The organism is uncultured Ruegeria sp., from assembly GCF_947504215.1.
GTDB lineage: Bacteria > Pseudomonadota > Alphaproteobacteria > Rhodobacterales > Rhodobacteraceae > Ruegeria.
The window spans coordinates 237,477-264,095 of sequence record NZ_CANNGO010000003.1 but is presented as its reverse complement, the minus strand read 5'-3'; the positions used below and the strand labels follow the sequence as shown (position 1 = coordinate 264,095).

Below are 26,619 nucleotides of genomic sequence, written 5' to 3'. Positions count from 1 at the left end.
GTGCCAAGGCTCAAGGCTGATGTGTCGCCGAATGGCTTTCTGAACGCGGCCAGATCAACACTGCTGTGACCAGACCGAAAATCGCGGCACTGGTCATCCAGGCCAAGGCAACGGTTGCACCGAATCGTGTCATCAGCCAACCCGCCAACGGATAAAGGACCAACCAACAGGCATGCGACAGGGTGAACTGCGCGGCGAACAGGGCCGGGCGATCTTCGGCTGGGGCAGAGCGGGTCAAAAGGCGACCGGATGGAGTCAGGGTGACAGCGTACCCAAAGCCAACGAGACCCCACAGAATGGTAAGCAGACTCAATGTGATAGGGGCCATGGCTGACAGAAACGCGGCCGTTGCCATCGATGCGATCCCAATCGCAGATCCCGTCAACATGACCCGGCGATCTTCGAACTGATCCAACAGGGACGGCAATGCAAAGGCTGCTATCATCGAACCGCCGCCGAACCCTGCCAAAGCGATGGCGACCGCGCTTTCGGACAGGCCCAGATCGGTGCGGACAATGACCACCGTGTTGACAATGACCATCGCACTTAGCGCGGCGGCAGACCAACTGAGCGCCAGTAGTCCACGCAGACGCGGAGTCGCGAGGTAGATTCGAATGCCGCGTGTTGTCCGGTCGTAGATCCCCTTTCGCCGGATCGCTTTGGGCGATGGCAGCGCGACTGATACAACAAGAACCGCCGACGCGACGAACCCTAGGCTTGTGCCCCAGAACAAGCTCTCAAAGCTGAGAAAGACCAATAGGGCGGCCGCGAGCATCGGGCTCAGCAGACTTTCCATATCGACTGCAAGGCGGGACAGGGACAACGCGCGCGTATAGTCGCGCTCATCGGGAAGGACATCGGGGATCGTGGCCTGAAATGCCGGGGTGAATCCGGCAGATGCGGATTGCAGCACAAAGATGAGGACGTAAATCTGCCAGACCTCGGTTACAAAAGGCAAACACAAGGCAACGACCGCACGCACCAGATCCAGAAAAACCAACATCTTGCGTCGGTCGAGCTGCTCGGCAAAGGCGGCGGCCAATGGGGCAATGCCGACGTAAGCCAGCATTTTGATGGTCAAAGCGGTGCCCAGAACCATCCCTGCGGCGTCCCCGGCCAGATCATAGGCCAACAGGCCCAGCGCGATTGTAGCCAGCCCGGTTCCTGTAAGAGCAACGACTTGGGCGCCCAGCAAGTGACGGTAGGTCCGGTTCCGCAGGACGCTTAGCATGAGTTACAGATACTTCGTTATGGTTTTGAAATCCTCGATGTCGGGCCCACTGCTTTCCCGGTCTGATGACAGGCAATGGTCGATGTGATCATGGATCAAAACGCGCTTGGCTTTGACGATCGCTTTTTCGACCGCAAACAGCTGTTGGGCGATATCGGAACAGTGGGCCTGCTCTTCGAGCATTGCAATGACCTTGGCCAAATGTCCGTGGGCACGCCTGAGGCGCGCGGTGATTTGTGGGTGCGATTGGTGCGGGTTGTCTTTCATAGCTATCCATATCCCCCCCATAGGGATAAAAGCAAGTGCTGAGGCATGGATTGGCCAGTGTCAAAGGGGTGGCGTTGAGTTTATAGGTCAAACCGCCTATCTCGGGGGGCAATACGGCACAAAGGACAAATCCGTGGCGAACCATTTGTACAAAAACGACCTTCCCGACGGGTTGGACATGGGCCCAGTAGTGGCCATCGATTGTGAAACCATGGGGCTTAACCCTCATCGTGATCGCCTTTGCGTCATCCAGATGTCGGGCGGGGACGGCAACAGCCATATCGTTCAAGTGGAAAAGGGACAAACCGCGGCGCCCAACCTATGTGCCATGCTGAAAAACCCGGATGTGTTGAAGCTGTTTCATTTTGGCCGCTTCGACATTGCCGCGATGTACCATACCTTTGGTGCTTTGGCCGCGCCGGTCTATTGCACCAAAATCGCCAGCCGTCTGATCCGGACCTATACCGACCGGCACGGGCTGAAGAACCTGTGTCAGGAGCTGATCGGGGTTGATGTCTCGAAACAACAACAGATGAGCGATTGGGGGGCTGAAACCCTGACCGATGCACAACTGGACTATGCCGCTTCTGACGTGCTGTATCTGCATCGCCTGCGGGATGAACTGAACGCGCGGCTGGCCCGTGAAGGCCGGGTCGAGATGGCGCAGGCCTGTTTTGATTTCCTGCCGATGCGTGCGAAACTGGACCTCGCTGGTTGGCCCGAAACGGATATCTTTGCACACTCATGACCGACAACGAATCTTTCCTGAGAACGGCCCGACAGGTCATTACGGACGAGGCCCACGCGCTAGACATTCTGACCGAGAGTCTGGACGAGCATTTCGCCGAAGCGGCGCAGCTGATCCTGCAGGCACCAGGTCGCATCATCATCAGCGGCATCGGCAAATCCGGCCATATCGGACACAAGATCGCCGCTACATTGGCCAGTACCGGAACGCCTGCGTATTTCGTACACCCGGCCGAAGCCAGCCATGGTGATCTGGGCATGGTGTCCAAAGGGGATGTGGTGCTTGCCATCTCGAACTCGGGCGAAGCACCCGAGCTGGCAAACCTTCTGGCATTTACACGGCGGTTCGGTATCCCGCTGATCGGATTGTCGAGCAAGCCAGAAAGCACGCTGATGAAACAGGCAGATGTGCATTTGTTGATCCCGTCGATGGGTGAGGCATGCGGGTTTGGCATGGTGCCTTCGATTTCGACAACGCTGACATTGGCGATGGGCGATGCGTTGGCCATTGCTTTAATGAAGTACCGGGACTTCAAGCCCGAAGATTTTCGCGCGTTCCACCCCGGTGGTAAGCTGGGGGCGCGGCTTAGCACCGTGCGGGATCTGATGCACACTGGTAAGGCGCTGCCGTTGGTAGCGGCAAGCACCCCGATGAGCGACGCGTTGATCGAGATCAGCCAGAAGGGGTTTGGTGTCGCCGGCGTCACCGATGCACAAAACGTGCTGATGGGGATTATCACCGACGGTGACCTTCGGCGTCATATGGACGGACTGCTGGACAAGACCACTGAACAGGTCATGACACAGAACCCGACCACCATTGCGCCGGGCGCGTTGGCCGAAGAAGCAGTGGCCATCATGAACGACCGAAAAATCACTTCGCTTTTTGTGGTCGATCCTGAGGCGTCAGGCCAGGCGCAGGGTTTGTTGCACATCCATGACTGCCTGCGCGTCGGTTTAGGCTGAGGGAGGCTGCAGTGGACAGATATTCGCGCATGGTTCAGTTCTTCAAGGTTCTGTTGCCGCTAGCGGCTATTATCATGCTGTCCACAGTCTTCCTTCTGTCCCGCAGCGTTGAAACCAATGTGTCGGTTCCATTTGCTCAGAAAGACATCGATGAACGTCTGGCCGACCAGGTGGTTACGCAGCCAAACTACCGTGGAACGACGCGCAAAGGCGAAGACGTCCAGATCGGAGCGACCCAGGCAACCCAAGGTTCGGAGGAATCGGTTCCCGCTGCGTCCGAGTTTCGGGGGCGCTTTGGCCTGTTGAACGGAGGCGTGATCACGCTGGACTCGAATTCAGGCCTGATACGACCAAACCAGGGGACGGCGACGTTTGTCGGGGATGTCGTAATCACCACAACCGACGGTATCCTGGTTACCACGGATCTTCTGAACACATCGCTGGATGAAATTCGCGGCGATACGCCGGGGCAGGTGAACGGAACCGGGGTGATCGGCAATTTTTCAGCGGGGCGAATGACTTTCGGAACTGAAAAAAAGGACGGTCCGGTCCATATTCTTTTTACAGACGGCGTTAAGCTGGTATATGAGCCTGAAAAAGCAGAAAGATAACCTGTGTTCGATTTTCGTTTTGTCCTTTTGTGTTTCTTACTGGTAACGGGTGCCGTTTCTGCAACTGCGCAGGAAGCGCAACTGGCCTTTGGGTCTGTCAAGACCGATCCCAGCCTTCCGGTCGAAGTGACGTCGGAAACGCTGAACGTGAATCAAGAGGACGGATCGGCCGAATTCGTGGGCAATGTCATCGTCATTCAGGGTGAAATGCGACTGACGGCCGAGCGGGTTCTGGTCATCTATAACCAAGACCGTTCGGCCATTGATCGAATGGAAGCTACAGAAAATGTAGTTCTGGTTAGCCCGCCAGACGCGGCTGAGGGTGACTGGGCTGAATACACGATTGGCTCAGGTGTGATCGTTATGAAGGGCAATGTGTTGCTGACACAAGGCCCAAGCATAATCAGCGGCGATCAGATGAACGCAAATTTGACGACCGGCATGGCGACCATGACGGGGCGGGTCAAGACGATCCTGCAGCAGGGTAACAACTGATGGCCACCCCTAGTCTGTCAATTGCTGGGGGTAGCCCCGGGCTCAGAATTGAAAAGCTGCGCAAGTCCTACCGCAAGAAAACCGTGATTCGGGACGTCTCGATGACGCTTGGCCGATCTGAGGTGGTTGCACTCTTAGGGCCCAACGGTTCGGGCAAAACCACGACGTTCTACTCAGTGGCCGGTCTGGTCTTTCCCGAAGCGGGCACCGTAACGCTGGACGGGCAAAACGTAACGACGCTTCCGATGTACCGACGCGCGCGCATGGGTATCGGCTACCTACCGCAGGAGATGTCGATTTTCCGCGGTATGAGCGTTGAAGACAACATCGCCGCCGTTCTGGACATTACCGTCGATCACGCCCACCGCCGCAAAGAGCGGTTGGAAGAGCTGCTCTCGGATTTTTCAATCGAACATCTGCGTCGCGCACCCGCGCTGGCCCTGTCCGGAGGGGAGCGCCGCCGCGTTGAGATTGCGCGCTGTCTCGCCGCCGACCCGAAGTATCTGTTGCTAGACGAGCCGTTTGCGGGGGTCGACCCCATCAGTGTGGGCGATATTCGTCACCTTGTAGCCGATCTCAAGAAACGCGGAATCGGCGTATTGATCACCGATCACAACGTCCGGGAAACGCTGGAGATTGTCGATCGCGCTTATATTTTGCACGACGGTCAGGTACTTATGTCTGGAACGCCAGAGGAAGTGGTGGAAAACGAAAACGTCCGCCGCGTGTATTTGGGTGAAAATTTCCGGATATCATAAGCTTGCGCGGAATTGCGCCGGGAGCAAGGCGGAAATCGCGTATATACATTCCTGTTTTGATTGACTCTTCCACCGTCTCTTGCCTCAATTGGTGTATGGCATTTCTTCGGTTCCAGACTGGATCACGATGTCCCTTCTTTGAAGGGTGTGACCGCAGACAACCGCAGGACATGCCCTTACCCCCCACCCGATAACAACAATCACGTCTCGTAACGTGACGTCAGAATGGGTGTGAAATGTGAAGGAGACCACATGCGTTACCAAATCAGCGGAAAACAGATCGACATCGGCGCGGCCCTGCAGACCCATGTGCAGACCGAGTTGGGTGAGGTTGTGGGCAAATATGCCCAGCGCCCCACGGACGCCAATGTTGTCTTTTCCCGTTCGGCGCATGAGTATGTATGCGAAACTACAGTACATTTATCGACTGGTCTGACGGCGCAAGCCAAAGCGCATGCAACAGAAATCTACGCGGCGTTCGAAGGGTGCTGTGAAAAGATGGACAAGCAATTGCGCCGCTATAAGCGCCGTCTCAAGGACCATCACAAGGATCGTTCGGAACCGGTTGAACTCTTTGGTGCGTCCTCTTATATCCTCGCGTCTGAAGAATCAGGGACGGCTGACGAACCAGAATCTCTGCAGCCCATGATCGTGGCTGAGATGGAAACCAAGATCCCATCGCTGAGTGTTGGTGAAGCTGTCATGCAAATGGAACTGGCTGGCGCCCCGGTGTTGGTGTTCCGCAATGAGAACAAGGACGGATTGAACGTGGTGTATCGTCGGGACGACGGAAACATCGGCTGGATTGATCCGTAACAGGCAAAGATAGCGAGGCAGGCGCCGGCGAATGCAGGGGCAATGTCATGGAGCATGATTATGGAGCTTTCGAGCATACTGAAGCCCGAGGCAGTACGCGTATTGTCCGCAGCTTCCAGTAAGAAGCGGTTGTTTCAGGAAATAGGTGATGTCGCATCAGCGACACTGGGTCTTGAGGCCCAGGCCGTTGTTGATTGCCTGCTGGAGCGCGAAAGCCTCGGCCCTACGGGTGTGGGTCATGGTGTGGCACTGCCGCATGCGCGCCTGTCCGAAATTGAAACGGTATCAGGTGTGTTCGTCATGCTGGAAAAACCCATCGATTTTGGATCGGTGGATCGACAGCCCGTTGATATCGCTTTTTCGCTGTTTGCCCCGGAAGAGGCTGGTGTTGATCATCTCAAAGCGCTGGCTTTGGTATCGCGGACGCTGCGCGACACGTCAGTTTGCGCTAAACTGAGGGCCAACCCTGACCCGACCAAGCTTTATGCTATTTTGACCGAAGCGCAGTCGATGCAAGCGGCGTAAACAAAAAAGCCCCCAGAACATGGGGGCTTTGTCGTCTTCAAGCAGCGTTGATCAGCCGCCAGTTCCCATTTCAAGCGTCCACCAGATCTTGCCGCCGCCTTCTTGGTGCCAGGCAAACCCCATCTGAGTAGCTTTGGCGTCCATGATGACAGAACGCGGACCAGGTTCCTGCATCCAGGCGGCCAGCGTCTCGGTCTCCGTTTCATAGGTTTCTGAGATTGCCTCGCCCAGAAACGTCCCGAAATATCCAACCCGTGCAGCCCGATCCAGGGGTGATGAGCCATCCGAGCCGAAGTGCCAGGGCCGGTTTTGTCGGGCCATGTCCTTGGAATGCGTTGCTGCAGCTGCGTTGAGCTGCGCATTTAGCTGAACAGCTTGCAGACCCTGTGCCTGCCGCAATGCATTCACCGAATCAAGCATCCGGAATTGCAGCTTTTCGGGGTTGCCCCGAATCTTGTAAACAGTCGGCAAAGGCCGCCCGTCTGGGCCAATTGTGGAAGTTCCGGTGCTGGTACATGCCGCTAGCGCGACAAAGCAAATCAATAGTAAAGAAACGATACGCGTCATGTTTGACCTGATTATTGTGTCGTCTCAGGGCATAGCGTGCCTTACAGTTCTGAGCAAATGCGCAATGGCCACATGTCGCGTGAATCTGCCGGTTTGGTTTGCGACTGAAGCATTCTGGTCATAGAATGCCCCGAATTTCAGATGTCGCGATAGCAAAGGACCGCTTCTCATGGTCAGGAAACGCATTCCCTTTTCAACCCGCCGTGGATTTATTGTTGGTGCATCGGCAACATTGGCAAGCCCGGCGATTGCGCAATACATCCCCGGCGATCCCTTGCGCCCCGCACCAGAGGACGAACCCGCAGTACGTCGCAACGTTTCAGGGTTCCGTGCGCTCGAGTGGCAGCCCTATTTCTCAAACACGCGAAACGGTGCCATTCTCGTCGATACCGTGTCCCGTGCGCTGCATTATTGGTCAGATGATCAATCAACCTACAAACTTTATCCTTCATCGGTACCATTGACCGAAGAAATGACCCGCCGGGGGCGTACAAGTGTGATCCGCAAGGTCGAAGGCCCAACTTGGGCTCCGACGCCGTCGATGAAGAAAAGAAACCCTGAATGGCCGGATTTCATTCCTGCGGGTCCCGATAACCCGTTGGGAACGCACGCTTTGTACTTAGGTTGGAAGTATTATCGTATCCACGGGACCCATGACACGCGAAAAATTGGGCGTCGGTCGTCCAACGGCTGCATCGGCTTGTTCAACGACGACATCGCCGAGTTGTTTTCAATGACGAAGGTCGGCACGCAAGTGTTGCTAATTTGACGACATTTTCGCGCTCGAAGCCGCTTGCCGCTCAAGTTGCAATTGCATTCCAGCTTTAATGCTGATTAGAAAAAAGCCACGAGGTAAGTCTTAGGTGTGTGGTTCCAGATATTGGAATTGCGCAAATTCTGGAGGTTAATATGAAAAAACTCGTTCTCGCCGCTGCTCTGACGGCTGCTGCTTCGACCGCTTTTGCTGGCAACCTGGAAGAGCCGGTTGTTGAGGCTCCTGTTGTTGTAGAAGAAACACAGGGTTCTTCGCAGGGCATCCTGCTGCCACTGATTCTGCTGGTCGTTGTTGCCGCAGCTGTTGCAGCCGGTTAATTCTACGAGCGAAATTCAGAAAAAAGGCGGTGGAGCAATCCACCGCCTTTTTTCACGCCTAACTGTAGCGCGCGTCAGTCCAACCAACCACTTAGGTTGTTTTCAATGATCGTGCTGAGCGCTTTGATATGCGGCGCATCGTCGTTCAGGCAGGGAATATAGGTAAATGTCTCACCGCCCGCCTCTTCAAAGCTTTCCTTGATCTCTTCGTTGATCTCTTCCAGCGTTTCAATGCAATCGGCTGAAAAGGCCGGTGCGATGACGGCTATGTTCTTTTTTCCCTGACGCGCCAGCTCAGCAACGTGATCCACCGTATAGGGTTTCAACCACTCTTCGGGACCAAAGCGCGATTGGAAGGTCGAGATTATCTGGTCGTCCGACCATCCCAGCCGCTCCTTCAGCAATCTTGACGTTTTCACGCATTGGCAGTGGTAGGGATCGCCCTGTTGCAAATAGCGCTCGGGCATGCCGTGGTAAGAGCAGACTAAAGTATCCGGCTTGGTGTTCATTGTGGCATAGGCGCGTTCGACCGACTGTGCTAGGGCGTCAATATAGCTCGGTTCCGCATAGTATGCTGGAACGGTGCGGCTGGCGGGTTGCCAGGCCTCCTCCATCAACGAGCGAAAGAACTGGTCGTTCGCTGTTGCCGTCGTTGCGCCCGCGTAATGCGGATAAAGCGGGAAGAACAGAATGCGGTCGCAGCCTTCGGCCACCATTTGCCGAACCTTGGACTTGGTGGCTGGGTTGCCGTAGCGCATGCAGAAATCCACCATGACCTGATCGCCGTAACGCTCTTGCATTGCATCGCGGAGTTTTGCGGTCTGATCCTTGGTGATCGTCATCAGCGGGCTTTCGCCCTTGTCGTGATTCCAAATGGATTTGTAGGCCTCGCCCGAGCTGAAAGGGCGCTTGGTCAGAATGATGCCCTGCAGGATTGGCTGCCATTTCCACGCCGGGTAGTCGATCACACGGCGGTCTGAAAGAAACTCGTTCAGATAACGTCTCATCGGCCAATAGGTGTAGTCATCCGGAGTGCCCAGATTGGCCAGCAGAATCCCAACGCGCCCCATTTTGACCTTCGGATGGTCGGCGGGTGCATGTGCGGGGCGGGTTGCGTCAAACATATTGGGCTTCCTGAATTTATGTGGTCTGATCTGAGATAAAGGGAAAAACCCGGCCGTCAATCCGGCAGATTGCCCTCATCTGTGTTCAGGGCCTCGGCAAGGCGCATCTGGGCAGACCCAGGGCGCAAGGGTTTGGGCTGGCTTTCATCGGGGGACCAGCCGGTCAGGCAGATCAACTCGAACGTTGCAGGCAGCCGGTCTTCTGGCGTCGCGAAGTGTTCGCTATAGGCTTTCTGTGCCTGGTCAAAGATTTGCCGTTTCGTGGGCCTTCTTAGGCGATGTGACAGAACATTGGTTTCGCCCATCGCGCGCAGATCGCGCATCAGATGGTGCAGATCCTTGTATTCGGCCGTCAGCGCGGCTGCATCGGCCACTGGCAACGCCAACCCGGCCCGTTGCAGCAGGGATCCCAGATCCCGCAGCTCAGCCATTGGAGCGATGCGAGGGCTAAGCCCTCCCGTGACAGCAATTTCGGCCTGCCCCAGTGCGGCGCGCAGTTGGTGCAGGGTTTCTCCGCCCAGACATACGACCAGCAATAAGCCATCAGGACGTAAAGCCCGGTTGCATTGGATGAGCTGTCCAACCGGGTCGTTGGCCCAATGCAAGGCCATGGCATGAATCACCAAATCATGTGTGCCGGGGGTTAATGCCAATGTCTCATCATCCGGAATGATATTCGCGTCTGGCAAAACGTTCTGCCAGATTTGACGGAAAGGCGTCACTATGGCTGGTGCCGTAAAGGTTCTGTTAATCATCGATAGCCGATCCTGCACTTCGTCTACGGCGGCGCGGTGCAGGAATAGGGCTTCGTCCTGCGCACGTGCGCGGCGCAGGGACAGGGCTGACCGGTCAAATAGAGAGGGTGCGGTGGACGCAGGCGGTTTCATAGCTCGCAAGTATCGCATCTGGCAGCGAGTTCAAACCGCTGTCGAACTAATCTATCCGCCCAGATGTTTAAGTTGCGGAGAGTTGACCGAATCAGATTTCGGCTTATGCGCTTTGTGTTGGCGCGATACGCCCTTTATCGGCGGAACGGTTTGCGACAGGTGTGGGATGCCCTTGCCCGGCGGTAGAGACGGCCACCGGATCGAGTGTGATGATTGCCTGAAGGCGCCTCGCCCCTGGCGGGATGGGCGCGCTGCATTGTTGTATCAGGGACGTGCCCGGTCTTTGATCCTTGCGCTAAAACATAGTGACCGGCCAGAGCTGGCTAGGCCCGCTGCGCAGTGGATGGCACAGGCGGGTCGCGGGCTGTTCAGACCTGGCATGGTGATTGCACCTGTTCCCTTGCATTGGTCACGCCTGATCAAACGACGGTACAACCAATCGGCGCTGTTGGCCCAACATCTTGGGCGAGAGGTTGGGTTGGAAACCTGCCCGGATCTGCTGACGCGCCGGGCTAAGACACCTGTGCTGGACGGTAAAACTGCGGCGGAGCGGGCCGGATTATTGAAAAATGCGATTTCTGCACATCCGAAGCGGCGTCACAGAATGCACGGGCGGGATGTTCTTCTGGTCGATGATGTGATGACCTCGGGCGCGACTCTGGCCGCATGTACACAGGCTTGCATATCATCGGGGGCGAATCATATTTTCGTGTTGGTACTGGCACGCGTTGCCAAGGATGCCTAATTCGCGGCAAGTTACGCGAAACGCGAAGGAACGGAATATGAAATCGGTTGAAATCTATACCTCGCCTCTATGCGGGTTTTGTCATGCGGCCAAGCGGCTGCTGAAACAGAAAGGGGTCGAGTTCAAGGAAATCGATGTCTTGATGCACCCAAAGCGCAAGCCTGAAATGATACAACGCGCGGGTGGCAAACGCACCGTGCCACAAATTTTCATCGGCACTGACCACGTTGGCGGCTGCGACGATCTGTATGATCTCGAGCGGCAGGGTAAACTGGACAACCTGTTGGCGGCCTGATGAAAACCGCGCTGCTTCAACTCACCTCATCTGACGATCCGGTTCAGAATCTTGAGATGGTGCGCTCGATGATGGCCGACGCCGCCGGGCAAGGTGCACAGTTCATCCTGACGCCAGAGGTGACAAACTGTGTTTCCAACAGCACCACACGGCAGCGCGAGGTTTTACAGGAAGAAGAAGATGACATCTCCCTTGCGGGCCTGCGTGAGCAGGCCGCTGCTCTAGGCGTCTGGTTGTTGATCGGGTCGCTGGGGATCAAGACCCACGATGCGGATGGCCGGTTCGCCAACCGGTCCTTTATGATCGACCCAAACGGGCAGATCGCGGCACGCTATGACAAAATCCACATGTTTGATGTGCAGGTTACCGAAACCGAGACCTTTTGCGAATCAGCTAACTACCGGCCCGGTACAACGGCGGTGGTGGCCGAGACGGATTTTGGCAAAGTTGGGCTGACCATTTGTTACGATATACGTTTCCCGCATCTGCATGCCACTTTGGCGCAGGCTGGTGCGCGGATCATCACGGTTCCGGCCGCCTTTTCGCCGGTCACCGGGGCGGCGCATTGGGAATCGTTGCTGCGTGCACGGGCCATAGAAAACGGCTGCTGGGTCCTTGCGCCCGCCCAGACGGGTGACCATCCCAAAACGCGCGGGAAAACACGTCAGACTTACGGTCACAGCATGGTTGTGGCCCCGTGGGGAGAGGTGCTGATCGACGCAGGCACCGATCCGGGCATTCACTTTTTCGATTTGGATGATAGTTCTGTGACAGAGGCACGCCGACGCGTGCCCTCTCTGACACATACCCGTCCCTTCGACGGGCCTTGATCCAGAATCGGGCCATGACTGACGAACACAATGCCCTGGCGGTCACGCTGTTCAGCGAGATCCTGACCGCCGATCAACTGTTGCGGAACCGGCTGAGCCGCGTTCTGCCCAAGGGCATGGAAATCTCGCATTTCTCGGTGCTGAACCATCTGGTCTTTGTCGGCGACGAACGCAGCCCGGCACAACTGGCCAATACGTTTCACGTGACCCGAGGTGCCATGACCAACACTTTGGCCAAGCTGGAATGGGCCGGCTACATCCATATCCGTCCCGATTGGGACGATGCCCGCCGCAAAATGGTGGCGATCAGCCCCGCTGGGCGGCGCGCCCGCGATCAGGCGATTTCTTCAATCGCGCCGCTGATCAACCGTGTGGTCGGAGAATTGGGGCTGGAGCGAGTCCGTTCTACCCTGCCTGTGCTGCGTGATTTGCGACTGAAGCTGGAAGAAGAATAGAATCAGCCGGGCTTCACACTCGCAGTCACATAATTCACGCTTAGGTCCCGATCCGAGATTGACCAACTCCAGAGGATCGGGTTGAACACAAAGCCTTTGCGATCCACTGGATCAAGACCAGCCTGCCTTAGAAGCTCAAACAGCTCATCCGGAGTGATGAACTTGTTCCATTCGTGCGTGCCTCGCGGCAGCCAGCGCATGACGACTTCGGCCCCGAAAATGGCCATCGCATAGGATTTCGGATTGCGATTGATGGTCGAGCACACCTGCAACCCACCGGGTTTCAGCAGTTGCTGCGTTGCGGTCAGATAGCTTTGCGGGTCAGCGACATGCTCGACCACTTCCATATTCAACACCACGTCAAACTGCTCGCCATCTGCGGCCATTGCTTCGGCCGTCGTGTGGCGATAGTCGATCTGCAGCCCGGACTGTTCAGCATGAATGCGAGCGACAGGCAGGTTTCCTTCGGCCGCGTCAGCGCCTACAACCTCAGCCCCCAGACGAGCCATGGGTTCGCTCAGCAAGCCTCCTCCGCAGCCGATATCCAGCAGGCGCAGCCCTTCGAACGGTTTCGGGGCTTTCAGGTCACGGTCAAATTCGCCTGCGATTTGCTGTGTGATATAGTCCAAACGGCACGGGTTCAGCATGTGCAGCGGTTTGAATTTCCCATGCGGGTCCCACCATTCTGCGGCCATCGCCTCGAATTTTGCGATCTCGGATGGGTCCACCGTGTTCGGATGCGCTTGCATTCCTGTCTCCGTATGCTCTTTTACGCTTAAGGACTATATAGGCCCATAATGGACAAGTACCCGGACCAAAAGCGCGCAGTTCAGTATCTGTACCCGCCGATCGACCCGTTCGATCAGCGTTTGGTCAGTGTGGGCGACGGTCATCAGGTTTATATGGAGCAAAGCGGCAATCCAGATGGGGTGCCGGTCGTGGTCTTGCATGGCGGTCCGGGCGGTGGATGCAGCCCGGCTATGCGGCGCTATTTCGATCCCAGCGTTTTTCGGGTGATTCTGTTTGATCAGCGAGGTTGCGGTAAGTCGCGCCCCCATGCGTCGGTGGAGAATAACACGACCTGGCATCTGGTCGCCGATATCGAACGCCTGCGGAGCTTGCTGGATATTGAAGAATGGACCGTCTTTGGCGGAAGCTGGGGCGCGACGTTGGCGCTGATCTATGCGCAAGCGCATCCGGACCGCGTGAGCCGGTTGGTATTACGTGGCGTTTTCCTGATGACCCAGGCGGAGCTGGATTGGTTCTACGGCGGCGGCGTCGGAAGATTCTGGCCCGAGCAATGGTCGAAATTCACGTCTCTCCTGTCCGAGGATGAACTGTCGAACCCAATTGGCGCCTATAACAAGCGTCTCTTTTCAGGTGACCGGGCCACGGAAATCCTGTTCGCACGCGCCTGGTCCAGCTGGGAAAACGCCCTGGCTTCGATCCATTCAAATGGGACGACCGGAGAAAGCCCCGGCGAATACGCACGGGCCTTCGCGCGACTTGAAAACCACTATTTCATAAACAGTGGATTTCTTGAGGCGGATGGGCAAATTCTGGACCAGATGGACAAGATCGCACATATTCCGGGCCACATTGTCCAAGGCCGCTATGATATGATCTGCCCGCCCCAGGCGGCTTGGAATCTGTCTAAGCGCTGGCCCAATGTTGATTTGAAGATGGTGCGCAACGCAGGGCACGCCCTGTCTGAACCGGGGATTAGCGCCGAACTGGTTCGCATCATGGACCGTGTGGCGGAGGGCGTGGCATGACCCGGATTGACCGCCGTGCCTTGTTTGCCTCGGGTGCTGCTGCGGCACTGCTGGCCGCGACCGGGGCATCATTGGCGGACACTCCTAAATCAGGCGGAACATTGCGGCTTGCGGTCCCACGTGATGACAGCCTTGATCAGGTGGTTCGCGGCGCCGTGTTTGATACTCTGACCGAGATTGCCCCGGATGGCACCTTGCGCGGCGAATTGGCAACGGGCTGGAAAACCGACGCTGGCGCCCGTGTCTGGCAATTTGATCTGCGCGAAAACGTCCAATATCACGATGGCGCCGAACTGAAGGTTCGGGACGTTCTCGCTGTTCTGGAGGAGATCGGGCAAGCCGAAGCTCTGGGCGCCGGTGTTGTGCGACTGGAACTGGCCGACCCCAATCCTGGTTTGCCGTTCCTGTTGGCGGACAATAGATATGTCATCACCCGTGATGGTCAGGGTGTGACGCCTTTGAAGACCGCCAACGGTACGGGGTGTTACCTGGTAGAACGGGCCGAGGACGGGCGGCACTTTCTTGGTCGCAGGGTGACAGAGCATTACAAAGACAATCAGGCGGGGTGGCTTGATGCGCTCGAGGTGATCGTCATTCCCGACGCCCATGTCCGCGCCGAAGCATTGCGGGACGGATATGTGGATGTCGCAGCCCTGCCCGCACACGAAGGCCTGCTGGGTCAGCGTGGCCTGCGGTTCCATCCCAGCGAATCATACATGGCGCTGGCGATTGCCGGATCGGTTGGACTGCCGCGGCAGGTCGGTCAGCGCGGTGCTTTGGACGACGGCCGTATTGCGGAACGGTGGTGGTTGGCCTGAAACCGGCCTAATTGCGATCACGATTTTCTCGGGGGGTTGCAGTTTGGGAATGTCCTGCGTATATGCGTTTCAACAGCGGCGTGTCGGACTTCTGGTCCGAGGCTCCACCGGAAATTTCGACGGGCCGCGCGCCCGTTTTTTTGTGCCCGAACAAGGGTAGAGTACCAGATGACAAACGACCTGATAGCCAAAGCTGCCATTGACAGGCGACTGGCCGAGATCATCACACCGGTGATCGAGGATCTGGGGTATGAGTTGGTTCGCGTCCGTTTAATGAGCGGTAAGCTGACCACCCTGCAGATCATGGCCGATAAGCCTGATGGCGGGATCGAAGTGGATGATTGCGGCGAGATTTCGAGCGCGGTCAGTGCCTCTCTGGATGTCGAAGACCCAATTCTTGACGCCTATACGCTGGAAGTCTCAAGCCCCGGCATCGACCGCCCTCTGACCCGTCTCAAGGATTTCGAGATGTTCGAAGGGTATGAGGCCAAGATCGAAACCGCGGACCTCATTGATGGTCGCCGCCGCTTTAAAGGTGAACTTGCGGGGATCGAAGGGGATGAGGTTCTGATCAATATTCCCGAAGGGGATGAGACGATCACCATTGGTCTGAAATTTGACTGGCTGAGTGACGCCAAGCTGGTCCTGACGGATGACTTGATCAAGGAAATGCTGCGCCAACGCAAAGATGCGGGGGCTTTGAACGAAAACGCCTTCGACGAGATAGAGACCGACGAGTCCCAAGAGGAGACGAACTGATGGCAATTACCTCAGCCAACCAGCTGGAGCTGTTGCAAACCGCCGAGGCGGTAGCACGCGAAAAGATGATCGACCCCGGTCTGGTTGTCGAAGCGATGGAGGAGTCGCTCGCCCGTGCCGCCAAAAGCCGGTATGGTGCCGAGATGGACATTCGCGTGTCCATCGATCGCAAGACCGGTAAAGCGACCTTTACCCGCGTCCGCACCGTCGTCGAAGATGAAGAACTCGAGAATTATCAAGCCGAGATGACCGTCGAACAGGCGCGGCAGTACATGGAAGCGCCCGAAGTCGGCAACACTTTTGTCGAAGAGGTTCCACCGGTTGAAATGGGTCGGATCGCGGCGCAGTCAGCCAAGCAAGTGATTCTGCAAAAAGTTCGCGAAGCTGAACGTGACCGCCAGTACGAAGACTTCAAGGATCGCGCCGGTACCATCATCAACGGTGCGGTTAAACGCGAGGAATTCGGCAACGTCATCATTGATTTGGGTGGGGCCGAGGCCGTTCTGCGCCGCAATGACAAGATCGGTCGCGAAAGCTATCGCCCGAATGACCGGGTACGTGCCTATATCAAGGAAGTCCGCCGCGAAGTGCGTGGTCACCAGATTTTCCTGTCGCGCACTGCGCCGGAGTTCATGGCCGAGTTGTTCAAGATGGAAGTGCCGGAAATCTACGATGGCATCATCGAGGTCAAGGCCGTGGCCCGTGACCCCGGTTCGCGCGCCAAGATCGCCGTTATTTCTTATGACGGCTCGATCGACCCCGTCGGTGCCTGCGTTGGTATGCGCGGCAGCCGTGTGCAGGCCGTTGTGAACGAGCTGCAGGGCGAAAAGATCGACATCATTCCGTGGAACGAAGATCAGCCCACCTTCCTGGTGAACGCGCTTCAGCCCGCTGAGGTCACCAAGGTTGTTCTGGATGAAGAAGCCGGCAAAATCGAAGTTGTTGTTCCCGAAGAACAGCTGAGCCTTGCGATTGGTCGCCGTGGTCAGAACGTGCGATTGGCAAGCCAGCTGACCAATCTGGACATCGACATCATGACCGAAGCCGAAGAGTCGGCCCGCCGTCAGAAAGAGTTCGAAGCCCGCACCCAGCTGTTCATGGAGAGCCTCGATCTGGACGAGTTCTTTGCTCAGTTGCTGGTGTCCGAAGGCTTTACCAACCTCGAAGAGGTTGCATATGTCGAAGTGGACGAACTGCTGGTCATCGACGGTGTTGATGAAGGCACCGCAAATGAACTGCAGGCACGCGCCCGCGAATACCTTGAAGCACAGGCCAAAGCCGCGCTTGACGCGGCCCGTGCCCTGGGTGTTGAGGACAGCCTTATTGAATTTGAAGGCCTGACACCCCAGATGGTTGAGGCACTGGCCAAGGATGACGTGAAGACTCTGGAAGACTTCGCAACCTGCGCCGATTGGGAACTGGCCGGTGGTTGGACCACAGTCGATGGTGAACGCATCAAAGATGATGGGGTTCTGGAACCTTTCGGTGTGACTTTGGAAGAAGCTCAGGATCTGGTTATGACGGCACGCATCATGCTGGGTTGGGTTGACCCGGCCGAGTTGGAGCAGGCCGAAGAAGAGATCGAAGGCGAAACAGCTGAAGAGGAGGCCGAGGCCTGATCTCAGGTCTCGGGTGGCGTAAATGGGTCGCGGTGGCGTCCATAAAGATCGGTCCGAAGGACCTGAGCGCAAATGCATCGCCACGGGCGAGGTTCAGCCAAAATATGGGCTGATCCGCTTTGTGTCGGGACCGGATGGTCAGGTCTTTCCCGATGTTGCGGCAAAACTGCCGGGACGCGGGGTTTATGTGGCATCGGACCGTGCTGCGCTGGATAAGGCCATCGGCAAGAAACTGTTCGCACGCGGGTTCAAGGCGCAGGTGACTGCATCAAAGGATCTGGCGGACGAGGTCGAAAAGCAAGTCGCGCGCCGTGTGGTTGAGTTGCTCAGCCTGGCGCGCAAGTCAGGCGACGCTGTCGCGGGCTATGAAAAGGTCAAGACGTGGCTGGACCGGGAAGAGGCTCAGGTTCTGCTACAGGCCGCTGATGGATCTGGGCGCGGTAAGTCCAAACTGAGCACGCCGCACTTTGGCAAGTACATCGGTTGGCTGACTGCGGACGAGTTAGGACAGGCATTTGGGCGCCAAACCGTGATTCATGCGGCGCTGGCCTCTGGCGGACTCGCCAAACGTGTTGTAGAGGAAGCGCAGCGCCTGCGTGGCTTGCGCGAAAAGGATGACGGCGGCAAGGGCCGCGCGGAAGGGTAAGAAGCTTTATGAGCGATAGTGACGGCAAAAAGACATTGGGTCTACGTGGCGGGGCACGCCCCGGAAATGTGAAACAGAGTTTCAGCCACGGACGCACCAAGAATGTCGTGGTGGAAACCAAACGCAAACGCGTGGTGGTCCCCAAGCCGGGCGCAACCAAGTCCGGTGGCGGTGCTGCACCGTCAGGTGATCCTTCGCGTCGTCCTGCAGGCATTTCTGATGCCGAGATGGCCCGCCGTATGAAGGCATTGCAGGCGGCCAAAGCGCGCGAGTCCGAAGAGGCCGCACAGCGAGAAGCACAGGAAAAGGCGCGCGAAGAAGAGCGTGCCCGTCGCCGTGCCGAACAAGAGGCCAAGGAACGCGAACAGCGCGAAGCCGAAGAACGCGCGCGCGCTAAGGCCGAAGAGGAAGATCGCAAGCGCAAAGAGGCCGAAATAGCGGCACAACGCGCCGCTGCTCCGGCAGAACCGGTGGAACCTAAGGCGGCGGCTCCGCGTAGTCCGGCCAACAAACCTGCACCGGCTGCAACGCCAAGGAAAAACGATCGCGAGCGTGAGCAACGCGGCAACCGAGGCAAAGGTCGTGATGACAACCGTCGCTCCGGCAAACTGACTCTGGGCCAGGCTACCGGTGGCGAAGGTGGACGCCAGCGCTCTATGGCGGCGATGAAGCGCAAGCAGGAACGTGCACGTCAAAAGGCGATGGGCGGAACTGTCGAGCGGGAAAAGGTGATCCGCGACGTACAGCTGCCCGAGGCCATCACGGTTTCAGAGCTGGCCAACCGTATGGCCGAGCGTGTGGCAGATGTTGTCAAATCGCTGATGAACATGGGCATGATGGTGACGCAAAACCAAACCATCGACGCCGATACAGCCGAGCTGATCATCGAAGAATTTGGTCACAAGGTGACCCGCGTCTCTGATTCGGATGTGGAAGACGTCATCAAAGAAGTCGAAGATGACGACAAAGACCTGCAGTCACGTCCGCCGGTCATTACAATCATGGGTCACGTCGACCACGGCAAGACATCGCTTCTGGATGCAATCCGTGATGCGCGTGTCGTCGCTGGCGAAGCAGGCGGCATCACACAGCATATCGGTGCTTATCAGGTGAAAACCGAGGGCGGCACCACGCTGTCTTTCCTGGATACGCCGGGCCACGCGGCCTTTACCTCGATGCGCTCACGCGGCGCACAGGTGACGGATATCGTTGTGTTGGTTGTTGCTGCTGACGATGCGGTCATGCCGCAGACGATTGAGGCGATCAACCACGCGAAGGCTGCCGAAGTTCCAATGATCGTGGCGATCAACAAGATCGATAAGCCAGATGCCAACCCGGACAAGGTGCGCACAGACTTGCTGCAGCACGAAGTGATCGTCGAGAAGATGTCGGGTGAAGTGCAGGATGTTGAGGTCTCGGCCATCACTGGTCAGGGTCTTGGTGAACTGCTGGAAGCCATTGCGCTGCAATCCGAAATTCTGGAACTCAAGGCCAACCCGAATCGCGCGGCCCAGGGTGCAGTGATCGAAGCGCAGCTGGATGTAGGACGTGGTCCTGTGGCCACCGTTCTGGTTCAGAACGGCACACTGCGTCAGGGCGATATCTTTGTTGTGGGTGAGCAGTACGGTAAAGTCCGTGCCCTGATCAACGACAAGGGCGAGCGCGTGCAAGAGGCAGGACCTTCTGTGCCTGTCGAGGTTCTGGGCTTGAACGGTACACCCGAAGCTGGGGACGTTCTGAACGTGACCGAGACCGAGGCTCAGGCCCGCGAAATCGCTGAGTATCGTGAGAAAGCCGCCAAGGACAAACGCGCTGCCGCTGGCGCCGCGACAACCCTTGAGCAGTTGATGCAGAAGGCCAAGGAAGACGAAAACATGGCCGAACTGCCGATCCTGATGAAGGCGGACGTTCAAGGGTCTGCCGAAGCCATTGTTCAGGCGATGGAGAAGATCGGCAATGATGAGGTGCGCGTGCGCGTGCTGCATTCGGGCGTGGGTGCCATCACCGAGACGGATGTTGGCCTGGCCGAAGCCTCTGGTGCACCGATCCTGGGCTTTAACGTGCGTGCCAATGCCTCAGCCCGGAACACTGCGAACCAGAAGGGCGTGGAGATCCGGTACTATTCGGTGATCTACGATCTGGTCGACGACGTGAAAGCGGCCGCATCCGGTCTGCTGAGCGCCGAGATCCGCGAAAAGTTCATCGGTTACGCCGAGATCCGCGAAGTCTTCAAGGTCACCGGTGTCGGCAAGGTCGCCGGCTGTCTGGTCACTGAAGGTGTCGCACGTCGTTCTGCCGGTGTCCGCCTGCTGCGCGACAACGTGGTGATCCACGAAGGCACGCTGAAGACGCTGAAGCGCTTCAAGGACGAAGTGGCCGAGGTTCAGTCGGGTCAGGAATGCGGTATGGCGTTTGAAAACTACGACGATATCCGCGCAGGTGATGTGATCGAGATTTTCGAGCGCGAAGAAGTCACCCGTACTTTGGAGTGATCCTGAGCGTCATCGAGACAAAAAAACAGCGGCCCGATAGGGCCGCTGTTTTTCTTTGTGGCTACTGCCCGGCGGGTAGGAAAGTACCGGGATGCATGATGATGTCGAAATGCTGCATCCCTTTCTTCAGATCGAAGCCGACCGAATGCCCACCTTTGCGCAGCAGTTCCGCATACTCCCGGCTTTGGCGGATAAACTCGCGCGTGTCCCTCTCGGCCACAGTCACATGGTAGCGCGGGCCGGGGGCGGGCAAGTGCAGGATGGGCGACAGATCATGTATCTCAAGCGGGGTCAGCTGTAGCGGATCGTTCACAGACGTCAGGCTGATTGGCTCCAGATCATAAATGCCACTGACCAGAACCACGTCGCGCACGCGCAATCCAGCCCGCGCCAGCGCATCGGCAGACGTTGCCATGACCATGGCGACCAGATGCGCACCGGCACTGTGCCCCGATAGCGTCACCCGCGATGGGTCGAAACCCAACGAAAAAGCATTCGAGGCCAGCCACAGCAGAGCATCGCGGCATTCGGAGACCATTTGGTCCAACTTAGCATCTGGGGCGAGCGTGTAGTTCAGCGAGGCGAAGGACTGTTCGGCGTCGATCAGCGCCGGGGCCATCATGGACGACTCGCGCTGGCTAAGTGCCTGCCAATAGCCGCCGTGAAAAAAGACATGCAGCGGTGCGCCTGCCCCTTTCGCCGGGAAGAAGTCCAGAACCTGCGTCGGGCTTTCGCCATAAGGCAGGTTTTCTTTCACCTGCAGACTCGCCCGCGCCTGGGCGCTCAACGCGTCATAGCTGGCCAGATAGGGAGACAGGTCGCCACCGATCATTGAACTTGGAGAGTATTCCCGCTCCAATTCCTCATGCGAGAACCCACGATATAGCATGTCTTAGTCCTGCCCGCGATACATCAGTTCGGACCGCATATCATACAAGTCGTGGAAGAAACGCAGGTCCAGCGCCTTGCGCAAGAAGGCGACACCGCTGGATCCGCCAGTACCAGGCTGCATGCCGATGACCCTTTCGACCGCAGTTGCGTGATCAAAACGCCAGCGTTGAAACAGGCTTTCTACATCCATCAGCTTTTCGGCCAAGGCATAAAGATCCCAGTATTTTTGCGTGTCTTGAAACACCTGAACCCAAATTTGCACGACGCGCGGGTCCCCGGAATAGGGTACGGCGTAGTCCCGTTCGATCAAGTCGTTAGGGACGTCAAAACCCTGACGTGCCAACATGTGCAATATCTCGTCATACAGCGATGGCTTGGTTAGGGCGGCGTTCAGCATCTCCATAACTTCAGGATCATGCTGATGTACTTTCAGGGTCGAGGCATCTTTGTTGCCCAGAATGAATTCAATCTGCCGATAACCATAGCTTTGAAATCCCGATGAACTGCCCAATGCCGCGCGGAACGTCATGTAGTCAGCAGGCGTCATGGTCAGCAGGGTTTCCCATGCGGTGATCAGTTGGCGCTGGATCGCTTTGATCCGGTCCAGATTTTTCATCGCCGGACCAAACTCATCGTGCTGCAGAAAGCGCCGGACCTCGACAAGCTGGTGATGCATCAGCTTCAACCACAGCTCGCTGACCTGATGAATGATGATAAACAACATCTCATCCGGTTGGGCAGGGTCCTGAAAGGTTTTTTGCAGGTTTAGCAGGGTCTTGAGTTGAAGGAAGTCTCCATAACTCTTGCGATGAGTCTCGGCAAAATCGGTGACCAGCGATTCCTCGATGCCACGTTCCACAAAGCGATCTTCGGTATTCTCGTCGCCCATTTCACCCCTCCGCAGTGTTGTTTTGCACCTGTTTAGGGGTTGAGTTTGTAACTTTCCAGCGGGTTACGTCCAGTTCAGAACCACTTTGCCAGACAGGCCAGATTTCATCGCTGCGAATCCTTGGGCGAATTCGTCGACGGAATAGCGATGGGTAATGACGCGGCTGACATCCAGACCGTTTTGCAACATGGCGATCATCTTGTACCAGGTCTCGAACATCTCGCGCCCGTAGACGCCCTTGATGGTGATCGCTTTGAAGACGATACGGCTCCAATCCACAGGCGATTTGCCCGGGGGGATGCCCAGCAGAGCAATCTTGCCGCCCATGACCAACGCTTCGATCATCTGATCCAATGCTGCTTGCGAGCCTGACATTTCGAGGCCAACGTCAAAGCCCTCTTTCAAATCCAACTCGGTGATGACGTCTTGCAGGTCTTCTGCTGTGACGTCCACGGTGCGGACCGTCGGGACAACGTGATGTGCCAGCTTCAGACGATCTGCGTTGATGTCGGTGATCACCACATTGCGTGCGCCGGCATGGCGGGCGACTGCTGCGGCCATGATGCCGATGGGGCCGGCGCCGGTGATCAGGACGTCTTCGCCCAGCAAATCAAAACTCAGCGCCGTGTGCACCGCATTGCCTAAAGGGTCCAGGATCGCGCCAATTTCATCCGGGATGTCATCTGGCAATGGGACGACGTTGAAGGCGGGTAGTTTCAGGTATTCGGCAAATGCGCCCTGTTCGTTCACTCCGATCCCCTGTGTACCGGGATCGAGATGGAATTTACCCGCCCGGCTTTGGCGACTGTCGGTTCCGATCAGATGCCCCTCGCCCGAGCATCTTTGGCCGATCTCCAGGCCCGTCACATTGCGCCCAAGCTCGACGATTTCACCAGCGAACTCATGGCCGGTGATCATAGGAACCGGCACGGTGGCGGCGGCCCAATCATCCCAGTTCCAGATGTGAATGTCGGTGCCGCATATCCCCGTTTTGTTGATCCGGATCAGAACCTCATCCGGCCCAATTTCAGGAACCGGGGCCTGAACCACCCACAGACCTTCGTTGGGTTTTGATTTTTCCAGCGCTTTCATCGTGTTAGGGCGCATCAGATCACCCCCAACTCTTTACCGACCTTACCAAATGCGGCCAGTGCCCTGTCTAGTTCGTCTTTGGTAAGGGCTGCATTCATCTGCGTTCTGATCCGCGCCTGCCCGCGAGGGACCACGGGGAAGAAAAAACCCGAGACATAGACGCCTTCGTCAAACAGCCTTGATGCCATGTCCTGTGCCAGTTGCGCCTCGCCCAGCATCACCGGGATGATTGGGTGTTCGCCGGGCAGTAGGTCAAAGCCCAGCTTTTCCAGCCCCGCGCGCCAGTATTTGGCGTTACCAAACAACTGGGCGCGCAGCATGTCGCCCTCTTCGACCAAACGGATGGCTTCCAGTCCGGCGGCGACAATTGATGGCGGCAGCGAATTGGAAAACAGATAGGGCCGCGCCCGCTGCCGCAGCAGGTCGATCACTGGCTGCGGCCCGGCGATGTAACCGCCGATTGCCCCCCCAAGTGCTTTGCCCAGTGTTCCCGTCAGGATGTCTACATCAACACCGAAGTGATCCGGTGTGCCCGCACCGTGTGGCCCCATAAAGCCGGTGGCGTGGCAGTCGTCCACCATGACAATCGCGTCGTATTTGTCGGCCAGTTCCCGGATTGCGGGCAGATTGGCCAGATAGCCATCCATAGAGAACACGCCGTCGGTCGCGATCATGATATGCCGCGCGCCTTCCTCGCGCGCCTGTTTCAGCCAGGCTTCGAGGTCATTCATGTCGTTGTTCAGATAACGATAGCGTTTGGCCTTGCACAGGCGCACTCCGTCGATGATCGAGGCGTGGTTCAGGCTGTCCGAAATGATGGCGTCTTCTGGCCCTAGTAAAGGCTCGAACAACCCGCCATTGGCGTCGAAACAGGCGGCAAATAGGATCGAATCGTCCTTATTCAGAAACTTCGCCAGGCGCTGCTCCAACTCGCGGTGGATGTCTTGCGTGCCACAGATGAACCGAACCGAGGCCATGCCGAAGCCCTTCGGCTCCATCGCGTCTTTGGCGGCGTCAATCAGGGCAGGGTGATCCGCAAGGCCCAGATAGTTGTTGGCGCACAGGTTGATCACCTGCTTGCCGCCCACAGTAATCTCACCACCCTGGGGCGAGGTGATCATTCGCTCGCGCTTATACAGCCCCTCAGATTTGATCTGCGTCAGGGTGTCCGTGATGTGGGACAGGAATGCATCTGCCATGGCGATCTCCTTGCTTTGAGTCGCATATCTAACATAGCGGATAAATTTCCCAAATAGGAGAAGTGCAAGATTACGGAAAAATTTCCGTGAAGGCGGAATGCCGCCGAGGTCAGGCGTTTTTGACGATCAGAAAGACGCGGGCCGGTCCCTTCGCGGAAATGGCGTGCACAACGTCTGCTGCGTACCGCGCAGTATCACCCTGCTGTAATTCGGACACGGCGGAGCCTGATGTCACGCGAACAGCGCCTTCCAGAACGGTCAATTGCTCCTGCGCACCCCGCGCATGTGGCTGGCTGTTCAGCCCCCCATCTTGGTCAAACTGGATGTCGTAAACCTCATGACCGCCAGCCTCTTCGGGCGGCGATAAGATGCGGATGCGGCAGTTCTGGCCCATATTGTCGATGCTGGGCACTTCAGTCCTTCTGAGAACCTCAATCTGGTCTGCGATGCTGCCCTCTTCCAGAAGCCCTGCAAAATCCACCTGCAATGCGCGGGTCAGGTTCCACAGGGTCGAGATTGTCGGGCTGCTTTCACCTCGTTCGATCTGGCTGACCATGGACCGAGACACACCGCTTAGGTTCGCCACGGCTTCGAGCGAAAGCCCTTTGGCACGACGCGCCTCTTTCAGGCGGGCGGGCAGGCGCGTCAGGATATCGTCTGTGTCTTCCGTCATGACGGAAATTCATGCGCGCAGGCTGATGCAATGTCAATCTTGGCCGTGACGGGACGTCCTATGGGACAGCCCTATGCTGCGAGTGCATACTGCCGCCAAACCCTGGAGGAGAAAAATATGACCGATATCGTATTGCTGGACGGTGCCCGCACCGCAATCGGAACATTTGGCGGCGCCTTGGCATCAACCGCCCCCATTGATCTGGCAACCGTCGCAACCGAAGCAGCGCTTGAGCGTTCGGGGGTAGAAGGCGCACAGATCGGGCATGTGGTCTTTGGCCATGTGATCAACACCGAACCCCGCGACATGTATCTTTCGCGGGTGGCGGCGATGCAGGCGGGTATTCCCAATGGAACGCCAGCGATGAATGTCAACCGTCTGTGTGGATCGGGTGCGCAGGCGATTGTCTCAGCCGTCCAATCTCTGATGCTGGGTGATGCCGAATTTGCAGTGGCTGGTGGTGCCGAGAGCATGTCGCGCAGCCCCTACATTGTGCCTCAGGCCCGGTGGGGTGCGAAGATGGGCGATGTAACCTCGATGGATATGATGCTGGGCGCACTAAACTGTCCATTTGGCACCGGTCACATGGGCGTTACGGCAGAGAACGTCGCGGATGAGCATCAGATCAGCCGTGAGCAGATGGATGAGTTCGCATTGACGAGCCAGGCCCGTGCCGCCGCTGCGATTGAGGCGGGGTACTTCGAAAACCAAATCACGCCTGTGCAGGTCAAGGTCAAGCGGGACATGGTTGATTTCAATGTCGACGAACACCCCAAAGCGACCACGGCTGAGGCGCTGGCAGGGTTACGGGCAGTGTTCAAAAAAGACGGTCGGGTTACAGCCGGAAATGCATCCGGCATTAATGACGGTGCCGCGGCGATGGTCCTGGCCACCGCAGACGCGGCCGAGAAGGCGGGTTTGAAACCCAAGGCACGCATTCTGGGGTATGCCCATGCGGGTGTCCGCCCCGAGGTGATGGGGATTGGCCCGGTCCCGGCGGTGCAGAACCTGCTGAAGAAGACCGGTTTGTCCGCGGGCGATTTCGACGTCGTTGAAAGCAACGAGGCCTTTGCGGCGCAGGCTCTCGCTGTCAATCAGGAACTGGGGCTGGACGCTGCCAAGGTTAACCCCAATGGAGGGGCTATCGCACTGGGGCACCCTGTCGGGGCCACCGGAGCGATCATTACGCTGAAGACCCTATATGAGCTGGAGCGCACCGGTGGATGCAAAGGGTTGATCACAATGTGCATTGGTGGTGGTCAGGGGATCGCCATTGCCATTGAACGGCTCTGATCGGCGATCGGGCGTGGGGGGCTGTCTGCCCCCCATCGCGCCGAGGCGCGATTCCCTCCGAG

The 26,619-nt window shown here is 57.4% G+C and carries 31 protein-coding genes; 20 read left to right on the top strand and 11 right to left on the bottom strand.

The genetic code is table 11. The features are described from left to right. Window positions 1-10 precede the first annotated feature (10 nt). Window positions 11-1,231, bottom strand: a complete 1,221-nt coding sequence (locus tag Q1B21_RS08470; RefSeq protein WP_299888275.1) for an MFS transporter — start codon at window positions 1,229-1,231, stop codon at window positions 11-13. Window positions 1,232-1,234: 3 nt separating this feature from the next. After that, the gene (locus tag Q1B21_RS08465; protein WP_299888273.1) at window positions 1,235-1,498 is read right to left on the bottom strand and encodes a metal-sensing transcriptional repressor; all 264 of its coding nucleotides are present in this window, start codon (window positions 1,496-1,498) and stop codon (window positions 1,235-1,237) included. 133 nt (window positions 1,499-1,631) lie between these two features. Between Q1B21_RS08465 and Q1B21_RS08460 the strand changes: the two genes are divergently transcribed. The 7 genes from Q1B21_RS08460 (at window position 1,632) to Q1B21_RS08430 (ending at window position 6,416) form a co-directional block, all read left to right on the top strand. Next, a complete protein-coding gene (locus Q1B21_RS08460) occupies window positions 1,632-2,246 on the top strand; it encodes a ribonuclease D (protein ID WP_299888270.1) in 615 nt (204 codons plus the stop codon). Continuing rightward, the gene (locus Q1B21_RS08455; RefSeq protein ID WP_299888266.1) at window positions 2,243-3,211 is read left to right on the top strand and encodes an SIS domain-containing protein; all 969 of its coding nucleotides are present in this window, start codon (window positions 2,243-2,245) and stop codon (window positions 3,209-3,211) included. Before Q1B21_RS08460 ends, Q1B21_RS08455 begins: the two co-directional genes overlap by 4 nt. Window positions 3,212-3,222: 11 nt before the next feature. Next, window positions 3,223-3,822: a hypothetical protein gene (locus Q1B21_RS08450; protein WP_299888263.1), complete on the top strand. Its 600-nt coding sequence runs from the start codon at window positions 3,223-3,225 to the stop codon at window positions 3,820-3,822. A 3-nt stretch (window positions 3,823-3,825) separates the two neighbouring features. After that, on the top strand, window positions 3,826-4,317 hold the full coding sequence (locus Q1B21_RS08445; protein ID WP_299888261.1) for an LptA/OstA family protein: 492 nt from the start codon (window positions 3,826-3,828) through the stop codon (window positions 4,315-4,317). Continuing rightward, a complete protein-coding gene (gene lptB, locus Q1B21_RS08440) occupies window positions 4,317-5,075 on the top strand; it encodes an LPS export ABC transporter ATP-binding protein (RefSeq protein WP_299888259.1) in 759 nt (252 codons plus the stop codon). Before Q1B21_RS08445 ends, lptB begins: the two co-directional genes overlap by 1 nt. Window positions 5,076-5,327: 252 nt before the next feature. After that, window positions 5,328-5,891 (top strand): ribosome-associated translation inhibitor RaiA, encoded by a 564-nt coding sequence (gene raiA / locus Q1B21_RS08435; RefSeq protein ID WP_298936427.1) that lies wholly within the window; start codon window positions 5,328-5,330, stop codon window positions 5,889-5,891. A gap of 60 nt (window positions 5,892-5,951) precedes the next feature. Further along, window positions 5,952-6,416, top strand: a complete 465-nt coding sequence (locus Q1B21_RS08430) for a PTS sugar transporter subunit IIA (RefSeq protein ID WP_298936426.1) — start codon at window positions 5,952-5,954, stop codon at window positions 6,414-6,416. Window positions 6,417-6,467: 51 nt separating this feature from the next. Here the strand turns inward: Q1B21_RS08430 and Q1B21_RS08425 are convergent, their stop codons facing one another. After that, window positions 6,468-6,983, bottom strand: coding sequence for a CAP domain-containing protein (locus tag Q1B21_RS08425; RefSeq protein ID WP_298936425.1), 516 nt, complete (start codon window positions 6,981-6,983; stop codon window positions 6,468-6,470). A 169-nt stretch (window positions 6,984-7,152) separates the two neighbouring features. On the opposite strand from Q1B21_RS08425, the gene Q1B21_RS08420 reads away from it, so the two are divergent. Next, window positions 7,153-7,752 (top strand): L,D-transpeptidase family protein, encoded by a 600-nt coding sequence (locus tag Q1B21_RS08420; protein ID WP_298936424.1) that lies wholly within the window; start codon window positions 7,153-7,155, stop codon window positions 7,750-7,752. 140 nt (window positions 7,753-7,892) lie between these two features. Next, on the top strand, window positions 7,893-8,075 hold the full coding sequence (locus Q1B21_RS08415; protein ID WP_120631809.1) for a hypothetical protein: 183 nt from the start codon (window positions 7,893-7,895) through the stop codon (window positions 8,073-8,075). Window positions 8,076-8,149: 74 nt separating this feature from the next. On the opposite strand, the gene hemH is transcribed toward Q1B21_RS08415, so the two are convergent. Together hemH and Q1B21_RS08405 are read right to left on the bottom strand one after the other, a co-directional pair. After that, complete coding sequence (hemH, locus tag Q1B21_RS08410; protein ID WP_299888252.1) at window positions 8,150-9,199, bottom strand: ferrochelatase; 1,050 nt, start codon at window positions 9,197-9,199, stop codon at window positions 8,150-8,152. 56 nt (window positions 9,200-9,255) lie between these two features. Then, on the bottom strand, window positions 9,256-10,086 hold the full coding sequence (locus tag Q1B21_RS08405) for a class I SAM-dependent methyltransferase (RefSeq protein ID WP_299888250.1): 831 nt from the start codon (window positions 10,084-10,086) through the stop codon (window positions 9,256-9,258). On the opposite strand from Q1B21_RS08405, the gene Q1B21_RS08400 reads away from it, so the two are divergent. The 4 genes from Q1B21_RS08400 to Q1B21_RS08385 are packed head-to-tail and all read left to right on the top strand — an operon-like array spanning window position 10,067 to window position 12,411. Further along, a complete protein-coding gene (locus tag Q1B21_RS08400; protein ID WP_299888247.1) occupies window positions 10,067-10,831 on the top strand; it encodes a ComF family protein in 765 nt (254 codons plus the stop codon). The two genes, Q1B21_RS08405 and Q1B21_RS08400, sit on opposite strands and share 20 nt — an antisense overlap. A 37-nt stretch (window positions 10,832-10,868) precedes the next feature. Beyond that, entirely contained in the window at window positions 10,869-11,126 is a 258-nt protein-coding gene (grxC, locus tag Q1B21_RS08395; RefSeq protein WP_298936419.1) for a glutaredoxin 3, read from the top strand. After that, a complete protein-coding gene (locus tag Q1B21_RS08390; protein WP_299888243.1) occupies window positions 11,126-11,956 on the top strand; it encodes a carbon-nitrogen hydrolase family protein in 831 nt (276 codons plus the stop codon). The genes grxC and Q1B21_RS08390 overlap by 1 nt, the downstream gene beginning before the upstream one ends. Window positions 11,957-11,970: 14 nt before the next feature. Then, window positions 11,971-12,411, top strand: a complete 441-nt coding sequence (locus Q1B21_RS08385) for a MarR family transcriptional regulator (RefSeq protein WP_298936417.1) — start codon at window positions 11,971-11,973, stop codon at window positions 12,409-12,411. 2 nt (window positions 12,412-12,413) lie between these two features. On the opposite strand, the gene ubiG is transcribed toward Q1B21_RS08385, so the two are convergent. After that, window positions 12,414-13,160, bottom strand: coding sequence for a bifunctional 2-polyprenyl-6-hydroxyphenol methylase/3-demethylubiquinol 3-O-methyltransferase UbiG (gene ubiG, locus Q1B21_RS08380; protein WP_299082231.1), 747 nt, complete (start codon window positions 13,158-13,160; stop codon window positions 12,414-12,416). A 48-nt stretch (window positions 13,161-13,208) separates the two neighbouring features. Here ubiG and pip point away from each other — a divergent pair, with 48 nt between their 5' ends. The 6 genes from pip to infB all read left to right on the top strand — a co-directional run bounded on the left by pip (window position 13,209) and on the right by infB (window position 20,520). Further along, a complete protein-coding gene (gene pip, locus Q1B21_RS08375; RefSeq protein ID WP_298936415.1) occupies window positions 13,209-14,186 on the top strand; it encodes a prolyl aminopeptidase in 978 nt (325 codons plus the stop codon). Continuing rightward, window positions 14,183-15,004, top strand: a complete 822-nt coding sequence (locus Q1B21_RS08370; RefSeq protein WP_299888237.1) for an ABC transporter substrate-binding protein — start codon at window positions 14,183-14,185, stop codon at window positions 15,002-15,004. The genes pip and Q1B21_RS08370 overlap by 4 nt, the downstream gene beginning before the upstream one ends. Before the next feature lie 168 nt (window positions 15,005-15,172). Then, window positions 15,173-15,763, top strand: a complete 591-nt coding sequence (gene rimP, locus Q1B21_RS08365) for a ribosome maturation factor RimP (protein WP_298936412.1) — start codon at window positions 15,173-15,175, stop codon at window positions 15,761-15,763. Further along, window positions 15,763-17,382, top strand: a complete 1,620-nt coding sequence (nusA, locus tag Q1B21_RS08360) for a transcription termination factor NusA (protein ID WP_299888234.1) — start codon at window positions 15,763-15,765, stop codon at window positions 17,380-17,382. Before rimP ends, nusA begins: the two co-directional genes overlap by 1 nt. 22 nt (window positions 17,383-17,404) lie before the next feature. Continuing rightward, window positions 17,405-18,028, top strand: a complete 624-nt coding sequence (locus Q1B21_RS08355) for an RNA-binding protein (RefSeq protein WP_299888231.1) — start codon at window positions 17,405-17,407, stop codon at window positions 18,026-18,028. An 8-nt stretch (window positions 18,029-18,036) separates the two neighbouring features. Further along, window positions 18,037-20,520 carry a translation initiation factor IF-2 gene (infB, locus tag Q1B21_RS08350; RefSeq protein WP_298936409.1) on the top strand — a complete coding sequence of 828 codons (2,484 nt, stop codon included), beginning with the start codon at window positions 18,037-18,039 and terminating at the stop codon, window positions 20,518-20,520. A gap of 61 nt (window positions 20,521-20,581) precedes the next feature. On the opposite strand, the gene Q1B21_RS08345 is transcribed toward infB, so the two are convergent. The 5 genes from Q1B21_RS08345 to Q1B21_RS08325 form a co-directional block, all read right to left on the bottom strand. Then, on the bottom strand, window positions 20,582-21,409 hold the full coding sequence (locus Q1B21_RS08345) for an alpha/beta hydrolase (RefSeq protein WP_299888229.1): 828 nt from the start codon (window positions 21,407-21,409) through the stop codon (window positions 20,582-20,584). 3 nt (window positions 21,410-21,412) lie between these two features. Then, entirely contained in the window at window positions 21,413-22,300 is an 888-nt protein-coding gene (locus Q1B21_RS08340; protein ID WP_299082222.1) for a tryptophan 2,3-dioxygenase family protein, read from the bottom strand. Between the two features lie 63 nt (window positions 22,301-22,363). Next, complete coding sequence (gene tdh / locus Q1B21_RS08335) at window positions 22,364-23,392, bottom strand: L-threonine 3-dehydrogenase (protein ID WP_299888517.1); 1,029 nt, start codon at window positions 23,390-23,392, stop codon at window positions 22,364-22,366. A 14-nt stretch (window positions 23,393-23,406) separates the two neighbouring features. Continuing rightward, window positions 23,407-24,591: a glycine C-acetyltransferase gene (locus Q1B21_RS08330; protein ID WP_299888226.1), complete on the bottom strand. Its 1,185-nt coding sequence runs from the start codon at window positions 24,589-24,591 to the stop codon at window positions 23,407-23,409. 109 nt (window positions 24,592-24,700) lie between these two features. Next, window positions 24,701-25,264, bottom strand: a complete 564-nt coding sequence (locus Q1B21_RS08325) for a helix-turn-helix domain-containing protein (protein WP_298936405.1) — start codon at window positions 25,262-25,264, stop codon at window positions 24,701-24,703. A gap of 117 nt (window positions 25,265-25,381) precedes the next feature. On the opposite strand from Q1B21_RS08325, the gene Q1B21_RS08320 reads away from it, so the two are divergent. Then, window positions 25,382-26,557: an acetyl-CoA C-acyltransferase family protein gene (locus tag Q1B21_RS08320; RefSeq protein ID WP_299888224.1), complete on the top strand. Its 1,176-nt coding sequence runs from the start codon at window positions 25,382-25,384 to the stop codon at window positions 26,555-26,557. Window positions 26,558-26,619 lie beyond the last annotated feature (62 nt).

Coding starts and splice junctions, on each gene's coding strand:
- pip (WP_298936415.1), top strand. CDS start 13,209: ATGGACAAGTACCCGGACCAAAAGCGCGCAGTTCAGTATCTGTACCCG.
- raiA (WP_298936427.1), top strand. CDS start 5,328: ATGCGTTACCAAATCAGCGGAAAACAGATCGACATCGGCGCGGCCCTG.
- Q1B21_RS08465 (WP_299888273.1), bottom strand. CDS start 1,498: ATGAAAGACAACCCGCACCAATCGCACCCACAAATCACCGCGCGCCTC.
- Q1B21_RS08385 (WP_298936417.1), top strand. CDS start 11,971: ATGACTGACGAACACAATGCCCTGGCGGTCACGCTGTTCAGCGAGATC.
- tdh (WP_299888517.1), bottom strand. CDS start 23,392: ATGAAAGCGCTGGAAAAATCAAAACCCAACGAAGGTCTGTGGGTGGTT.
- nusA (WP_299888234.1), top strand. CDS start 15,763: ATGGCAATTACCTCAGCCAACCAGCTGGAGCTGTTGCAAACCGCCGAG.
- Q1B21_RS08425 (WP_298936425.1), bottom strand. CDS start 6,983: ATGACGCGTATCGTTTCTTTACTATTGATTTGCTTTGTCGCGCTAGCG.
- Q1B21_RS08455 (WP_299888266.1), top strand. CDS start 2,243: ATGACCGACAACGAATCTTTCCTGAGAACGGCCCGACAGGTCATTACG.
- Q1B21_RS08320 (WP_299888224.1), top strand. CDS start 25,382: ATGACCGATATCGTATTGCTGGACGGTGCCCGCACCGCAATCGGAACA.
- Q1B21_RS08420 (WP_298936424.1), top strand. CDS start 7,153: ATGGTCAGGAAACGCATTCCCTTTTCAACCCGCCGTGGATTTATTGTT.
- ubiG (WP_299082231.1), bottom strand. CDS start 13,160: ATGCAAGCGCATCCGAACACGGTGGACCCATCCGAGATCGCAAAATTC.
- grxC (WP_298936419.1), top strand. CDS start 10,869: ATGAAATCGGTTGAAATCTATACCTCGCCTCTATGCGGGTTTTGTCAT.
- Q1B21_RS08325 (WP_298936405.1), bottom strand. CDS start 25,264: ATGACGGAAGACACAGACGATATCCTGACGCGCCTGCCCGCCCGCCTG.
- Q1B21_RS08345 (WP_299888229.1), bottom strand. CDS start 21,409: ATGCTATATCGTGGGTTCTCGCATGAGGAATTGGAGCGGGAATACTCT.
- lptB (WP_299888259.1), top strand. CDS start 4,317: ATGGCCACCCCTAGTCTGTCAATTGCTGGGGGTAGCCCCGGGCTCAGA.
- Q1B21_RS08355 (WP_299888231.1), top strand. CDS start 17,405: ATGGGTCGCGGTGGCGTCCATAAAGATCGGTCCGAAGGACCTGAGCGC.
- Q1B21_RS08390 (WP_299888243.1), top strand. CDS start 11,126: ATGAAAACCGCGCTGCTTCAACTCACCTCATCTGACGATCCGGTTCAG.
- Q1B21_RS08405 (WP_299888250.1), bottom strand. CDS start 10,086: ATGAAACCGCCTGCGTCCACCGCACCCTCTCTATTTGACCGGTCAGCC.
- Q1B21_RS08470 (WP_299888275.1), bottom strand. CDS start 1,231: ATGCTAAGCGTCCTGCGGAACCGGACCTACCGTCACTTGCTGGGCGCC.
- rimP (WP_298936412.1), top strand. CDS start 15,173: ATGACAAACGACCTGATAGCCAAAGCTGCCATTGACAGGCGACTGGCC.
- Q1B21_RS08370 (WP_299888237.1), top strand. CDS start 14,183: ATGACCCGGATTGACCGCCGTGCCTTGTTTGCCTCGGGTGCTGCTGCG.
- Q1B21_RS08415 (WP_120631809.1), top strand. CDS start 7,893: ATGAAAAAACTCGTTCTCGCCGCTGCTCTGACGGCTGCTGCTTCGACC.
- Q1B21_RS08340 (WP_299082222.1), bottom strand. CDS start 22,300: ATGGGCGACGAGAATACCGAAGATCGCTTTGTGGAACGTGGCATCGAG.
- Q1B21_RS08330 (WP_299888226.1), bottom strand. CDS start 24,591: ATGGCAGATGCATTCCTGTCCCACATCACGGACACCCTGACGCAGATC.
- hemH (WP_299888252.1), bottom strand. CDS start 9,199: ATGTTTGACGCAACCCGCCCCGCACATGCACCCGCCGACCATCCGAAG.
- infB (WP_298936409.1), top strand. CDS start 18,037: ATGAGCGATAGTGACGGCAAAAAGACATTGGGTCTACGTGGCGGGGCA.
- Q1B21_RS08430 (WP_298936426.1), top strand. CDS start 5,952: ATGGAGCTTTCGAGCATACTGAAGCCCGAGGCAGTACGCGTATTGTCC.